The following is a 14,332-nucleotide window of genomic DNA, read 5'->3' as shown; positions in this document are numbered from 1 at the left end:
AAGAGCCAATCGTGGAACAGTGGACTGCATGGTGCAGTCCATCTCGGCCGGCCGGGTCGCGTCCCTCGTCGACGGGTTCGACCGCTCCCCCGCCTACGCCGGCCTGGCCGACGCACTGACCGAGCTCGTCGGCGACGGCCGGATCGGCCTCGACGTGCGGCTGCCCAGCGAGCGCGACCTCACCGCCGCGCTCGGCGTCTCGCGCACGACCGTGACCCGCGCCTACGCGCTGCTGCGCGAGGGCCGGTACGCCGAGGCCCGGCAGGGCTCGGGCACCTTCACCCGGGTCCCCGGCGGGACGCGGCGCCACGACCGGGTGCTCACGCCCGCCCACGGCGGGCCCGACACCATCGACCTCACCTGCGCGGCCGCCTCCGCCCCGCCCGGCATCGCGGCGGCGTACGCCGAGGCCGCGGCCGACCTGCCGGCGTACCTGTCCGGGCACGGCTACTTCCCGGCCGGCCTGCCCGACCTGCAGGCCGCCATCGCCGCGACGTACGACGCGCGTGGCCTGCCCACCGACCCCGACCAGGTCATGGTCACCCCCGGCGCGCTGACCGCGGCCGCGGTCGTCGCCCAGGCCCTGACCGCGCCCGGCGACCGGGTGGCGGTCGAGTCGCCGGTCTACCCCAACGCCACGCAGGCGCTGCGCTCCGCCGGCGCCCGGCTGCGGGCGGTGCCGGTCGACCCCGAGGGCTGGGACCTCGACGCCGTGGGCGCGGCGCTGCGGCAGCAGGCGGCACGGTTCGCCTACCTGGTGCCCGACTTCCAGAACCCCACCGGCCACCTGATGACCGACGAGCAGCGCGCGGCCTGTGCCGCCCACCTGCGGGCGGCCGGCACCGTCGGCGTCGTCGACGAGGCCCACCAGGCGCTGGCGCTCGACGGGCAGGAGATGCCGCTGCCGTTCGCGGCCCACGACGACCGCACGGTCACCCTCGGCAGCGCGAGCAAGGCCTACTGGGGCGGCCTGCGCCTGGGCTGGATCCGCGCGCCGCACGGCCTCATGGACCGGCTCACCACGGCCCGCCTCGCCGTCGACCTCGGAGCGCCGGTGATGGAGCAGCTGGTGCTGACGCGGCTGCTGGCCGCCGAGCTCGACGGCACCGGCGACGTCGTACGACGCCACCGCGAGCGGCTGCGCGAGCAGCGCGACGTGCTGCTGGCCGCGCTGGCCGAGCGGCTGCCCGACTGGCGGTTCCACCGACCGGGCGGCGGGCTCGCGGCGTGGTGCGAGCTGCCCGCCGCCCGCGGCACCGAGCTGGTCGCCGAGGCCGAGCGGCACGGCGTCATCGTGGCCCCCGGCCCGGCGTTCGCGGCCGAGGGCGGGCTCGACCGGTTCGTGCGGGTGCCCTGGGCCGCCCCCGTCGCCGACCTCGAGCGCGCCGTCGAGCGGCTCGCCGCCGCGTGGGCCGCCCTCACCGACCGCGCCCCCGCCGGCCGGCCCGCCCCCCGGCGCACGCGCGTGATGGTGGCCTGAGCCCCTGCCGGGGATAGTGCGTCACCCCATCAACCTCTAGGTCCGTCACGCACGTTGACCGGGTGACGCACTATCCCGACGACGGCCTCAGACGAGGTCGATCGAGCGGGCGGAGTGGGCCGACATCGAGGCCTCGATGTCGGCGAGGACCTCGGTGGGGATGGCGGAGTCGACGGAGAGCGCGACGAGGGCCTCGCCCCCCTTGGCGTTGCGGGAGACCTGCATGCCGGCGATGTTGACGCCGGCCTCGCCGAGCACCCGACCGACGGTGCCGACCATGCCCGGGCGGTCGTGGTAGGCGAAGAACGCGAGGTGGTCGGTGGGCTCGAGGTCGATGTCGTAGCCGTTGACCTCGACCAGCCGCTCGCGCTGGTTGATGCCGACGAGGGTGCCGCTCACCGAGACCCGCGACCCGTCGGCGAGGGTGCCGCGGATCGAGATGAGGTTGCGGTGGTCCGGGCTGTCCTGCTCGGTCACCAGGCGGACGGCGGTGCCGCGCTCGGAGGCGAGGAGCGGGGCGTTGACGTAGGAGACGACGTCGGGGACGACGTCGGTGAAGATGCCCTTGAGGGCGGCGAGCTCGAGCACCTTGACGTCGTTCTCGGTGATCTCGCCGCGCACCTCGACGTCGACCTGCTGGGCCACCTCGCCGGCGACGCCGGTGAAGATGCGGCCGAGCTTCTCGGTGAGCGGGATGCCCGGGCGGACGTCCTCGGCGATGGTGCCGCCCTGCACGTTGACCGCGTCGGGCACCAGCTCGCCGGCGAGCGCGAGCCGCACCGACCGGGCGGCGGCGAGGCCGGCCTTCTCCTGCGCCTCGTGGGTCGAGGCGCCCAGGTGCGGGGTGGCGACGACGTTGTCGAGCTGCAGCAGCGGGCTGTCGGTGCACGGCTCGACGGCGAACACGTCGAGGCCGGCGGCCGCGACCTGGCCGGTCACGAGCGCGTGGTGCAGCGCCTCCTCGTCGACGATGCCGCCGCGGGCGGCGTTGACGAGGACGAGCGACGGCTTGGCGACCGCCAGCTGGTCGGCGCCGATGAGCCCGATCGTCTCGGGCGTGCGCGGCAGGTGCACGCTCACGAAGTCCGACTCCGCCAGCAGCGTGTCGAGGTCGACCAGGCGCACCCCCACCTGCGCGGCCCGGCCGGCCTGGACGTAGGGGTCGTAGGCGATGACGTTCATCCCGAACGCCGCCAGCCGCTGGGCCACCAGCACGCCGATGCGCCCCAGCCCCACGATGCCCACGGTCTTCTCGTACAGCTCGGTGCCGGTGTGCCGGGCCCGGTCCCACTCCCCCGCCCGCAGCGCGGCGTGCGCCGGCGAGACGTGGCGGGCCGCGGCGAGCATCAGGGCCACGGCGAGCTCGGCGGCGGAGACGATGTTGGACGTCGGCGCGTTGACCACCATGACGCCGGCCAGGGTCGCGGCACGCACGTCGATGTTGTCCAGGCCCACGCCCGCACGGGCGACGACGCGCAGCCGCTTGGCGGCGTCGAGGGCCTCCTGGTCGACCTGGGTCGCCGAGCGGACCAGGACGGCATCGGCGTCGTCGACCGCGGCGAGGAATGCGGCCCGGTCGGTGCCGTCGACGTGGCGCACCGCGACGTCGGGCCCGAGGGCCTCCACCGTGGCCGGGCTGAGCTCCTCGGCGATCAGGACGACAGCGCGGTCGGGGCCTCGGTCGGGGCCACGGTCGGGGGCTCGGTCGGGGGCGTGGGGCACGGGCGGTCCTCGCGGGGGTGGGTCGAGCGGGCGAGCGGGCTGGAGGGTCGGGGAGGCGGGCGCGCACCACGCTGTGCGGCGCCCGTCACGCTACACGCCGGGCACCCGCCGGCCCGGCGCCAAAACCCGTGGCGGGCGCCCGCGCGCCCGGCGTACGGTCGACGCCGTCCTGCCCCCGACGATCGGCGCCCGTCTTGGAGCTCTGAGGCCGTCCTCACCGACCTCGACCCCACGAAGGGGAGCTTCGCCATGCCCTCGTCCCCCCCGCCATCCGTCCTGGCGTTCGCCGGCGTCTCGTTCGCCTGGCCCGACGGCACCCCCGTCCTCGACGGTCTCGACCTGCTCGTCCCGCCCGGCCGGTCGGCGCTGGTCGGCACCAACGGCTCCGGCAAGACCACCGTGCTGCGGCTCGCCACCGGCGAGCTGGCCCCGACCGCGGGCCACGTCACCGCCCGCGGGCGGGTCGACGTGCTGCGCCAGGACCTCGCCCTCGACGTCGACCGGCCCGTCACCGACCTGCTCGGCGTCACCGGCCGGCTCCTGGCCCTGCGGGCCATCGAGGCGGGCTCGGTCGACCCCGCCGACTACGACACCGTCGGCGACGACTGGGACCTCGAGGAGCGCGCGACCGCGGCCCTGGCCCGGGCCGGCCTGCCCCACGACGTCCTCGGTCGGCAGCTGGGCCAGCTCTCCGGCGGCGAGGTCGTGCAGCTCGGGCTGGCCCGCCTGCTGCTCGACCCGCCCGACGTGCTGCTGCTCGACGAGCCCACCAACAACCTCGACGCCGACGCCCGGGCGCGGCTGGTCGACCTCGTCGACACCTGGTCGGGCTCGCTGCTGGTGGTCAGCCACGACCGCGACCTGCTCGAGCACGTCGACCGCATCGGCGACCTGCGCGACGGCACGGTCCGGTGGTACGGCGGCGGGTTCACGGCGTACGCCGAGCAGGTGGCCGCCGAGCAGGAGGCGGCCGAGCAGGCGGTGGTCTCCGCCCGCGCCGACGTGCGGCGCCAGCGGGCCGACCGGGCCGAGGCCGAGCGCCTGGTCGCCCAGCGACGTCGCCAGGGGGCCCGCAACGCGGTGACCTCCAGCATGGGCAAGGGCGCCCAGCACTTCTGGCAGAACCGCTCGGAGAAGCACGCCTCGCGCTACCGCGCCCTGCACGACGACCGGCTCGACGCGGCGCGGCAGCGGCTCGACGCGGCCGAGGACCGGCTGCGGGTCGACCGCGAGGTGCGCATCGACCTGCCCGGCACGGCGGTGCCCCGCGGGCGTCGCGTGCTCGAGACCCACGACCTGGTGCTGCGGACGGGCGCGGCGGTCGACCTCGAGGTGGCCGGCCCCGACCGGGTCGCGGTCGTCGGGCCCAACGGGTCGGGCAAGACGACCCTCCTGCACACCGTCGCCGGGCTCCTCGCGCCGGCGGCGGGCTCGGTCGAGGTGCACGTGCCCGTGGGCCTGCTGCCCCAGCGGATCGACGCGACCGTGCTCGACGACGACCTGACTGTGGTCGACAACGTGCGGGCCCGGGCGCCCGAGGCCGAGCCGCGGGTGGTGCGGGCGGCGCTGGCGCGGTTCCTGTTCCGCGGCGAGCGGGCCGAGCGACCGGCGGGCACGCTGTCCGGCGGCGAGCGGTTCCGAGCCGCGTTGGCCGTGGTGCTGCTCGCCGAGCCCGCGCCGCAGCTGCTGCTGCTCGACGAGCCCACCAACAACCTCGACCTGGCCAGCTACGACGCGCTGGTCTCCGCCCTGTCGTCGTACGCCGGCGCACTGGTCGTCGTCAGCCACGACCCGGCGTTCCTGCGCGACGTCGGGGTCGACCGGGTGGTCGACCTCGGCGCCGAGGAGGCGCCGGGGTGAGCGCTCAGGCCGGACGGTCGAGCAGCGCGAGCGCCCGGTCGACCAGCTCGCGCACCGCGAAGGGCTTGGCGAGGTAGTCATCGGCGCCCGCGTCGTACCCGCGGCGCACGTCGTCGGGCGACCCGAGCGCGGAGAGCATCAGGATGCGCGGGCGCGGGGTCGGGCCGTCGCTGACCCGACGGGCCAGGTCGAGCCCGCTGAGGCCGGGCATCATCACGTCGACGACGAGCAGGTCGGCGCCGTCGAGGTGGGCCAGGGCCTCCTGGCCGGTGGCTGCCGTGCGCACCTGGTGGCCCGTCGTGCCGAGCGTGACCGAGAGCAGCTCGAGCACGTCGGGCTCGTCGTCGACGGCCAGGATCGTCTTGCGTCCCTGGACCGCTCCCCGACTCGACATGCCTGCTCCCCGATGCGGCGCCCGCCCCCATGGCGGGACCCCTCCATCGTGGTCCGGTGGCCGTGAGGTCGGTGTGAGCGTGCGGCCTCGTGGGCGTGAGGAAGTCGTGTGCAGGCACCTGGTCCGAGGTGCAGCGTCGCGGCCGCTCACGGAACGCTCACGAGCCGGCGGCCTTCCCCTCACTCTTTGCCCACGGCGTGCGAGCACAGTGGACGCAGACGGTCGCCGGAACGGATCGGGAGGGTCGCTGGGCGACCTGGTCTTGACTGCGCGGAACGCATGGGGGTGCGAAGCAGCCGGACCGGCGACCGTCCACCAGTCTCGTCCGGCACCGGGCGCACGGCGTCCCCCGCGCCCCGGTGCCGGTCGCGGACCCGTCGTGGGCCAGTCGCGGGTCGGTCCTTCGACACGCCCGGGGCCTGAGCGCCTACCATCTGCAGGCGTGACCCGCGTGCTCGTCGTCGACGACGAACCCCAGCTCACCGCGGCGCTGACCAGCGCGCTCGGCCGCGCCGGGTACGAGGTCGTCGCTGCCCACGACGGCGTCGAGGCCGTCGAGCTCGCCGCCACCAGCTCCCCCGACCTCGTGGTGCTCGACCTCGGCCTGCCCGGCCTGCCCGGCCTGGAGGTCATCGGCCGGGTGCGGCCGTGGCTGGCCGCCCCCATCCTGGTGCTCTCCGGTGCCTCGCAGACCCGGCAGAAGGCCGAGGCGCTCGACGCGGGCGCCGACGACTACCTGCAGAAGCCGTTCGGCCTCGACGAGCTGCTCGCCCGGCTGCGTGCGCTCTCCCGCCGCCGCGTCGGGGACGCCGGCTCCGTGGCCCAGACGCTCGTCTTCGAGGGCCTCGAGGTCGACCTGGCCGCCAACCGGGTGCTCGCGGGCACCGGGGGCGAGGCCCAGGAGGTCCGGCTGACCCCGACCGAGTGGCGGCTGCTGCGGCAGCTGGTCACCCACCCCGAGCGGCTGATGACCCACGGCTGGCTCCTCGAGCAGGTCTGGGACAACAGCTACGGCGACGAGACCCGCGAGGCGCTCCGCACCCACGTCCGCACCCTGCGGGCCAAGATCGGCGACGACGCCCGGGCGCCCCGCTTCATCCGCACCGACAGCGGGAGCGGCTACCGGTGGATCGCGCCGGTCGTCGACCCCACCGCCGCGCCCGCCGCGCCCGCCGCGCCCGCGCCCCCCGACCAACCGGACCCGCTGCCGTCGTACGGCGGGGCGGGCGGACCGGCCGCCTGCCGCCACGACCTGGCCAACGCGGTGACGGCGCTGCGGATGGCCGTGCAGCTGCTCGTCCGGGCGCCGGGTGACGTCCCGGACGACACCCGCGCTGCTCTCGAGCGCATCGACGGCCTCACCCAGCGCGTGGCCGACCTGGTCGCGCAGGCCGAGACGCACGGGGACGACCTCCAGCACGACGGCCAGCACGGCCACGCGCACGGCCACGCGCACGGCCACGCGCACGGCCACGAGGACGCCGAGGCGTGAGCGACGTCCTCGTCGGGGAGGACGACCCCGACCTCGGCCCGATGGTGCGAGCGGTGCTCTCGCTGCTGGGCCACACCTGCGTGCTCTGCCGGACGGGCGAGGAGGTGCTGGCGCGCCACGCCGAGGTCGACCCGGCGCTGGTGGTCCTCGACGTGCAGATGGCCGGCACGCTGACCGGCCTCGACGTCGTGCGCCGGCTGCGCGCCGACGGGGTGCGCACCCCCGTGCTGGTGATGTCGGGGTCGACCGTCGCGCTCGACCGCGACGCCGCGGTCGAGTCAGGCGCCGACGACTACCTGTCCAAGCCGTTCGACCTGTCCGTCCTCGAGGCGCGCGTCGCCGCGCTCCTGCCGCCGGCCTGAACCGCGGTCAGGCTGCGGGGAGGGCGACCTCGACGCCGCGGCCGAGCCGGCCCGCCGCCACGGACACCACGACCTGGTCGGCCCGGCGGGCGCAGCGCACCCGGACCACCCCGCCGCGGCGGGCCGCGTGGGCGGACGCGGCGGTCAGGGCCTCGTCGAGGTCGCGCTGGACCCGGCGCCGGTCGCCGCTGACCCACAGCGGCGCCTCGCCGAGGTCGAGCACGACCCGCAGCCGCCGTCCGGCCCGCTCGTGCAGGGCGGCCGCGGCCCGGCGGACGACGAGGCGCAGGTCGACGATCGTGCCCTCCGTGGGCTGGGCCGCGCGAGGGGCGGTCGGGGCGTCGGGCGTCGCGGCGGCGCCGAGCAGCTGCTCGACCAGCTCGAGCTGCCGCTGGCCGTTGGCCTCGATGCGGGCGAGCAACGCCTCCTGCTGCTCGGTCACCGGGCCGGCGGCGCCCTCGCGCAGCAAGCGGGTCAGGCCGAGCACGGCTGTCATCGAGGTGCGCATCTCGTGGTTGGTCACCGAGGCCAGCTCGGCACGTGCGCGCTCGAGCGCGTCGGGGCGAGGGTCGGCCACGGCACGGCCGTCGTCCCCGGTGCGTTGCATCCTCCGATCGTGCCCGACCCGGGCCGCGATGATGCCTGCGGGACGCTGAACCTCACGGCTCCCTCACACCGACGGACGAGGCCGGGGCCGCGCACGACGCGGCAGGACGTGCCACCCTGGGGCCGTCAGTCGACCGGGACAGGGGACACGACGTGGAGGCAGGCCCGCGGGAGCGGTCGGTGGGTGCGCTGCGCATCCAGCTCTGCTTCGCCGCGGCGTACGCCGTCGCCGCGCTGGTCGGGCGGGCGACCGTGCCCGACGGCGGCCAGGTCAGCCTGGTCTGGCCGGCGGCCGGCGTCGGGGTGCTGTGGCTGGCCTGGGCGGCGGTCCGGCCGCGGAGCGACCTCGCGGTCGCCCTGGCCCTGCACGCGGTCGTCGCCGGGGCGGTGCTCGCCGCGACGGGGGCCTCCGGCGCCCTCGCCCCCGCCCTGGCCGCCGCCAACGTGGTCCAGAGCCTGGCCGGCGCCCTGGTCCTCGGCCCGGTCGCCCGGGTCCCCGGGCCCGACGACGGTCCACCTCCGCTGGAGACCGCGCGCGGCACGGTCCGCCTGGTCACGGGCTCGGTCGCAGCCACCCTGCTCGGCGCGGCCGGCGGCACCCTGGCCCTGGCGCTGGCGGACGGGACCGGCATCTCGGCCGGGTCCGCGTTCGCCCTCTGGTGGGGTCGCAACCTGGCCGGGACGACGGCCGTCGTCGCCGTGGTCGTGCTCGTCGCGACGCCCCTGCGTGCCCGTCGACCGCTGCGCCCGCCCGACCTGACCACCGCCCGGCTCCTCGAGCTCGCCGCCGTCGTCGCGGTCACCGCGGCCGCCTTCGCCGTGGTGTTCCGCGAGGGCGGGCCGTCGGCGTTCTACCCCCTCCTCGCGGTCACGGTCTGGGTCGGGCTGCGGTTCAGCGGGCCGGTCGTGGCGGCCTTCGTCGCCGCCTTCGGCGCCGCCGCCATCATGCTCACCCTGGCCGGCACGGGTCCGTTCGCCGCCCTCGACGACCCGACGGCGCAGGCGGTCGACGTCCAGCTGTTCGTGGCGGTCTCCGCGGCTGTGGGGCTGGTGCTCGCCGCCAGCCTCAGCGACCAGCGCCGCTCGCTGGCGCGCTCGGCCGAGGCCGAGGCCGAGGCCCGCTCGCGCGCCGACCTCTACCGCGCGGTGGCCGACGAGATCACCGACGGCGTCGTGGTCATGGACCTCGAGGGCGGCGTGGTCGCCCGCAACGCGGCGGCGGCCGTGATGCTCGACGAGCACGGCATCACCAGCAACCGGCGCGCCGTCGTCCACCGCCCCGACGGCACCCGGATGCCTGTGGAGGAGCTGCCGTCGAGCAAGGCCATCCGTGACGGGTCGGCCGTGGCCGAGGACCTCGTGCTGGTCCGCGAGGGCCGCAGCCCCACGGTGCTGTCCACGGCCGCCGCCCGCCTGGACGACCTGCGACCGTTCGCCGCCGGACCCGGTGTCGTCGCGGTCTACCGTGACGTCACCGCCGACCGCGCCCAGCGCGACGAGCTGGCCGGGTTCGCCGGCATGGTGGCCCACGACCTGCGCTCGCCCCTCACCGCTGCCCGCGGGTGGGTCGAGCTCGTCCAGCTCGGCCTGGGCCGCGCCACCCGCGAGGACCTCGTCAGCTGGCTCGACCACGCCCACGAGGCCACCGACCGGATGGGCACCCTCATCGAGGACCTGCTCGCCCACGCCGGCAGCACCGGGCAGGCCCTCGAGCTCGTCGACGTCGACCTGGCCGCGCTGGTCCGCGACGTCGTCGCCGTCCAGGGCGCCGACGACGCGGTCGTCGTCCTCGACCTGCCCCCGGTGCGCGCCGACGCCGGCCTGGTGCGCCAGCTCATGGTCAACTTGGTCGGCAACGCGCTCAAGTACGCCGACCCGGCCGTCGCGCCGCACGTCGTCGTCGACGCCGTGCCGCCCGACGACGACGGCAGCTCCGAGGTCGTCGTCCGGGTCACCGACAACGGGCTCGGCATCGCCCCCGAGGACCGCGAGGCCGTCTTCAGCCGCTTCTACCGCGCCCACCGCGAGCACGCCGACATCCACGGCCACGGCCTCGGCCTCGCCCTGTGCCGCACCGTGGTCGAGCGGCACGGCGGCCGGATCCGGGTCGAGGACGCCCCCGGCGGCCGGGGCAGCCGGTTCGTGCTCACCCTCCCCGGCGCCGACCCCGCGCCCCTCCCCGCGTCGCGGGCGGGCCGCGCGGCGTCGTAGGGCCGGCGGCGGCAAAACCTCCGGTTAACCGGAGAAACGGCCACTTCTGGCGGGGAACTCCCCACCAGGAGTGGGAGTTTCGTGCCAGGAGTCACAGCCGGTGTCCAGAATCTCCGCTCAACCGGAGAAACTGCCACTTCTGGCGGGTTCCTCCCGGCCGAACCCGTCCAGCCGACCGCGGGCCGTCAGTCGCGGCGGGGCAGCAGCTTGGACAGCGCCGACATCGCGTTGCGGCGCATCGCGCCCCGCTCGTCGGGTGCCTCGAGCTGCTCGCCGAGCCACACCATGCGCTCGACGCGGCGGTGCAGCTCGAAGGTCTGGAACGGCTTGGTGATGTAGTCGTCGGCTCCGGCGCGCAGGCCGCGCTCGATGTCGTCGAAGCCCGACATGGCCGAGATGAGCAGGATCGGGAGGCTCCTGCGCTCGGGGTGGCGGCGTACCTCGGCGACCACCTCGGGCCCCTCGAGCCCCGGCATGGTCACGTCGAGCAGGGCCACGTCGACGCCGCCGTTGAGGCACACGCTGAGCGCGGTCGTGCCGTCGTTGGCGAGCACGACGGAGTGCCCCATCTTCTCCACGGCGAGCTGGATGACCAGCTGCATGTCCTCGTTGTCGTCGGCCACCAGGATCGTCGCCACCGACCTCACCTCCCCGCTCGGTCGCACGGGTCCCTCACCCGCGGCCACAGGATCGCAGGTACCCCCGGCGCCTGTCCTGCTTTGCGTGCGGAACCCTCCGGCCGGGGGTACGCCGTCGCCCAGGTCGCCCAGGTCGACCAGGTCGACCAGATCGACCAGGTCGACCGGACCGACCAGGTCGCTCAGGCGAACAGCGCCTGGCCGACGTGCTCGCCCGGCTGCGTGCCCGGCGGGACGGCGAACAACGCCGACCCGGTGAACTTCAGGTACTCCATGAGCGCGTCGTCCTTGGCCATGGCGTTCTGCACGGGCACGAAGTGGGTGGCGGGGTCGCGCACGAAGGCGATGAAGAACAGGCCGGCGTTGAGCCCGCCGAGGGCGTCGGTGCCGTCGACGAAGTTGTAGCCGCGGCGCAGCATCTGGGCGCCCTGGTGCATCGAGGGGTGCACGACGCGCACGTGGGCGTCGACCGGGATCGTGGGCGAGGTGCCGGTGACGGCGTCGAAGTCGGGCAGGTCGGCCTCGCGGGTGCCGCCCAGCGGCGCGCCCTCGCCCTTGGTGCGGCCGACGAAGGCCTCTTGGTCGGCCAGGGGCTGGCGGTCCCAGACCTCGATCTGCATGTTGATGCGGCGGGCCACCAGGTAGGAGCCGTCGGCCAGCCAGGCGCCCGCCGCGTCGTCGTCGGCGCCGACCCAGACGTGGGTGTCGACCACGCCGGTCTCCTCGGCCTTGACGTTGGCGGTGCCGTCCTTGAAGCCGAACAGGTTGCGCGCGGTCGACTGGGTGGTGCTGGTCGAGGACGTGCGACCGAAGCCGAGCTGCGACCACCGCACGGCCGCCCGGCCGAAGCCGATGCGGGCCAGGTTGCGGATGGCGTGCACGGCCACCTGGGGGTCGTCGGCGCAGGCCTGCACGCACAGGTCGCCGTCGGAGACCGCCGGGTCGAGGTCGTCGGCCGGGAAGTGCGGCAGCCGCTGCAGGGACGCCGGGCGCCGGTCGGCCAGGCCGAACCGGTCGTCGAAGAGCGACGGCCCGAACCCGAACGTGATGGTCAGCCGGGACGGCGGCAGCCCGATGGCCTCGCCGGTGTCGTCGGGCGGCAGGAACGGGTCGCCCTCGACGGCGCCGCCCTCGCCGGCGTACCCGCCCTGGGTCATCCGCTCGGCGGCCTCGGTCCAGTCCCGGAGCAGCCCGACGAGCTCGTCCCGGTCGGTGGTGGTGACGTCGAAGGCGGCGAAGTGCAGCCGGTCCTGGGCCGGGGTGACGATGCCGGCCTGGTGCTCGCCGCGGAACGCGTACGACGCCGGGCCGGACGCCGACGAGGGCTCGGCGGCCCCCGCGCGGCCGGCGGCGTACGCCCCGGCCGCCCCGGCCGCGGCCACGCCGCCGCCGAGGAGGCCGCGTCGCGAGACCCGTGCGCCGGCCACGGTCAGACGACCGCCGCGGTCAGCCGCGACAGCGGCTCGGACAGGGCGTTGACGGCCCGCGAGAGCTCCTTGACCTGCGCGGGCGAGAGGTCGGTGTAGAGGACGAAGCCGTCGCCCTGCCGCTGCGCGTCGAGCAGCGTCTGCAGGGCCGCGAACCGCTCGGTGAGCTGGTCGGCGAGCGCGGCGTCGTTGTCGCGCACGATGGGCTCGAGGCCCTCATAGGCCACCCGGGCGCCGTCGACGTTGGCCTGGAAGTCCCACAGGTCGGTGTGCGACCAGGCCTCCTCCTCGCCGGTCACCTTGCCGACGGCGACCTCCTCGAGCAGGCCGCGCGAGCCGTTGGCGACCTGGTCGACGGTGTAGTCGAGGTCCTGGATCTGGGTGTCCAGGGTGCGGGTGTTGGCCAGCAGGTCGTCGGCGTACGTCGTGCGCTCGGCCGGGGTGAGCGGGGTGTAGGCCTTCGCCTCGGCGGGCCAGAGGTCCTTCTCGATGCGGTGCCAGCCGGTCCACTCCTGGCCGGGCTCGAGGTCGGCCTCGCGCAGGTCCATCTTGGGGTCGAGGTCGCCGAAGGACTCAGCGACGGTCTCGATGCGCTCCCAGTGGGTGCGGGCGACCGGGTAGAGCGCGCGGGCCTGGTCGTCCTGGCCGGCCTCGTAGGCGGTGACGAACTGCTCGGTCTTCTCCAGCAGCTGCGCGGACTGGTCGCGCACGTAGAGCCGGTAGCCGGCCAGGGCCTCGTCGACGCGCTGCTGGTCGGTCGCGCTGAGCTCCTGCTCGCCCTCGGCGGACTCGGTGACGGTGAACGCGGCGCTGATGCCCTCGCCCGTCATGCCGGGGCGGCACTTGGTGTAGTAGGTGCCGGCCGGGGCCTTGACGGTGAGGGTGTTGCTGCCGTCGGCGCCGATGTTCTCGACCTCGCCCACGACCCGCAGGCCGTCCTCGCCCAGCAGGTAGAACTCGGTGGCCTCGTCGGCGGTGTTGCTGACCTCGAAGGTCAGCACGCCGGCCGGGGCGGTGTCGCCGGAGACCTCGCAGCCGTCGGCGCTGGAGGTGACCGTGAAGGCCCGGCCACCCTCGGCCTGCTTGGTGCTCTCGGTGCCGCAGGCGGCGAGGGCGGGGGCCAGGGCGGTCAGGGCGATCGCGGCCAGGGTCGTGCGCTTCATCGGGGTCCTTCGGGTCGATCGGTACGGCTGGGTGCGGGCGGGGTCGGGCGGGGTCGGGTCAGGCGGGCACGGCGGGCGTGCTGGGGGCGGGCGTCGGGCGCGAGCCCCGGTCGCGGCGCCGGACGGCGCGCAGGAACAGGAACGTCACCGGCACGACGTACGCGACCCAGACGGCGGCCTCGAGCACGGTCGGCGCGGGCGAGAAGTTGAACATCCCGCCGAGCAGGGTGCCGTACCAGGACGAGGCGTTGACGGTGCCGGAGATGTCGAACAGCGTCGAGCCCAGGCCCGGCAGCACGTCGATCTCCTGCAGGTCGTGGACGCCGTAGGACAGCACGCCGCCGGCGACCAGGATGAGCAGCGCACCGGTCCAGGTGAAGAACGTGGAGAGGTTGATCGTCACCGCGCCGCGGTAGATGAGGTAGCCGATGACCACGGCCACCCCGATGCCCACGAGGGCGCCGACGAGCGGGGTCGAGGTGAGGTCGGACCCGGCAGGCTTGTCGCGGCCGGTGGCGGTCTGGGTGTTGGCCCACAGGATCGCGGCGGTCTCCATGCCCTCGCGCCCGACGGCGAGGAAGGCGATGACCGCGACCGACAGCGGGCTGTCGGCGGCCTGGTCGAGCTTGCCTCGCAGCTCGCCGGCGATGGAGCGGGCGGCGCCGGCCATCCAGAAGATCATCCAGGTCACGAACACCGCCGCGACCAGCGACATGAATCCGCCCAGCAGCTCCTGGCTGCGGAAGTCGAGCTTGCGCGACTGGAGGCCGAGCAGCAGGGTGAACCCGACGGCCAGGGCGACGGCCGCGCCGACGCCGGCCCAGATCCACTTCAGCTGGTGGCGCCGGTCGGACTTGACCAGGTAGGCCACGAGGATGCTGACGACCAGGGAGGCCTCGAGCCCCTCGCGCAGGCCGATGAGGACGTTGCTGAGCACGAGCGACGACTGTACGCCTGTTGAGGCAAGGCTGACCTAA

At 75.4% G+C, this 14,332-nt stretch carries 12 protein-coding genes; 5 read left to right on the top strand and 7 right to left on the bottom strand.

The genetic code is table 11. The features are described 5' to 3' along the window. Nucleotides 1–28: 28 nt before the first annotated feature. Complete coding sequence (yczR, locus tag FJQ57_RS15225) at nt 29–1,480, top strand: MocR-like transcription factor YczR (RefSeq protein WP_139981763.1); 1,452 nt, start codon at nt 29–31, stop codon at nt 1,478–1,480. An 87-nt stretch (nt 1,481–1,567) separates the two neighbouring features. On the opposite strand, the gene serA is transcribed toward yczR, so the two are convergent. Further along, the gene (gene serA / locus FJQ57_RS15220) at nt 1,568–3,202 is read right to left on the bottom strand and encodes a phosphoglycerate dehydrogenase (protein WP_139981761.1); all 1,635 of its coding nucleotides are present in this window, start codon (nt 3,200–3,202) and stop codon (nt 1,568–1,570) included. Nucleotides 3,203–3,451: 249 nt separating this feature from the next. Between serA and FJQ57_RS15215 the strand changes: the two genes are divergently transcribed. Continuing rightward, a complete protein-coding gene (locus tag FJQ57_RS15215; RefSeq protein ID WP_139981759.1) occupies nt 3,452–5,062 on the top strand; it encodes an ABC-F family ATP-binding cassette domain-containing protein in 1,611 nt (536 codons plus the stop codon). A gap of 4 nt (nt 5,063–5,066) precedes the next feature. Here the strand turns inward: FJQ57_RS15215 and FJQ57_RS15210 are convergent, their stop codons facing one another. Continuing rightward, a complete protein-coding gene (locus FJQ57_RS15210; RefSeq protein WP_139981757.1) occupies nt 5,067–5,456 on the bottom strand; it encodes a response regulator transcription factor in 390 nt (129 codons plus the stop codon). Between the two features lie 442 nt (nt 5,457–5,898). Between FJQ57_RS15210 and FJQ57_RS15205 the strand changes: the two genes are divergently transcribed. Then, the gene (locus tag FJQ57_RS15205; protein ID WP_139981755.1) at nt 5,899–6,948 is read left to right on the top strand and encodes a response regulator transcription factor; all 1,050 of its coding nucleotides are present in this window, start codon (nt 5,899–5,901) and stop codon (nt 6,946–6,948) included. Then, complete coding sequence (locus tag FJQ57_RS15200) at nt 6,945–7,310, top strand: response regulator transcription factor (protein WP_139981753.1); 366 nt, start codon at nt 6,945–6,947, stop codon at nt 7,308–7,310. Before FJQ57_RS15205 ends, FJQ57_RS15200 begins: the two co-directional genes overlap by 4 nt. 7 nt (nt 7,311–7,317) lie before the next feature. Here the strand turns inward: FJQ57_RS15200 and FJQ57_RS15195 are convergent, their stop codons facing one another. Next, entirely contained in the window at nt 7,318–7,917 is a 600-nt protein-coding gene (locus tag FJQ57_RS15195) for a sensor histidine kinase (RefSeq protein ID WP_139981751.1), read from the bottom strand. Nucleotides 7,918–8,069: 152 nt separating this feature from the next. Here FJQ57_RS15195 and FJQ57_RS15190 point away from each other — a divergent pair, with 152 nt between their 5' ends. Continuing rightward, nucleotides 8,070–10,127 (top strand): ATP-binding protein, encoded by a 2,058-nt coding sequence (locus FJQ57_RS15190; protein WP_139981749.1) that lies wholly within the window; start codon nt 8,070–8,072, stop codon nt 10,125–10,127. A 185-nt stretch (nt 10,128–10,312) separates the two neighbouring features. Here the strand turns inward: FJQ57_RS15190 and FJQ57_RS15185 are convergent, their stop codons facing one another. The 4 genes from FJQ57_RS15185 to efeU all read right to left on the bottom strand — a co-directional run bounded on the left by FJQ57_RS15185 (nt 10,313) and on the right by efeU (nt 14,292). Then, on the bottom strand, nt 10,313–10,765 hold the full coding sequence (locus tag FJQ57_RS15185; protein WP_139981747.1) for a response regulator: 453 nt from the start codon (nt 10,763–10,765) through the stop codon (nt 10,313–10,315). A gap of 182 nt (nt 10,766–10,947) precedes the next feature. Then, nucleotides 10,948–12,192 carry an iron uptake transporter deferrochelatase/peroxidase subunit gene (gene efeB, locus FJQ57_RS15180; protein WP_246081837.1) on the bottom strand — a complete coding sequence of 415 codons (1,245 nt, stop codon included), beginning with the start codon at nt 12,190–12,192 and terminating at the stop codon, nt 10,948–10,950. A gap of 2 nt (nt 12,193–12,194) precedes the next feature. Continuing rightward, nucleotides 12,195–13,355: an iron uptake system protein EfeO gene (efeO, locus tag FJQ57_RS15175; protein WP_139981743.1), complete on the bottom strand. Its 1,161-nt coding sequence runs from the start codon at nt 13,353–13,355 to the stop codon at nt 12,195–12,197. Nucleotides 13,356–13,413: 58 nt separating this feature from the next. Then, nucleotides 13,414–14,292 (bottom strand): iron uptake transporter permease EfeU, encoded by an 879-nt coding sequence (efeU, locus tag FJQ57_RS15170; RefSeq protein ID WP_139981741.1) that lies wholly within the window; start codon nt 14,290–14,292, stop codon nt 13,414–13,416. Between the last annotated feature and the right edge of the window lie 40 nt (nt 14,293–14,332).

The organism is Nocardioides litoris (assembly GCF_006346315.1).
In the GTDB taxonomy this organism is placed as follows: domain Bacteria; phylum Actinomycetota; class Actinomycetes; order Propionibacteriales; family Nocardioidaceae; genus Nocardioides; species Nocardioides litoris.
This window is presented reverse-complemented; position numbering and strand designations above follow the sequence as displayed.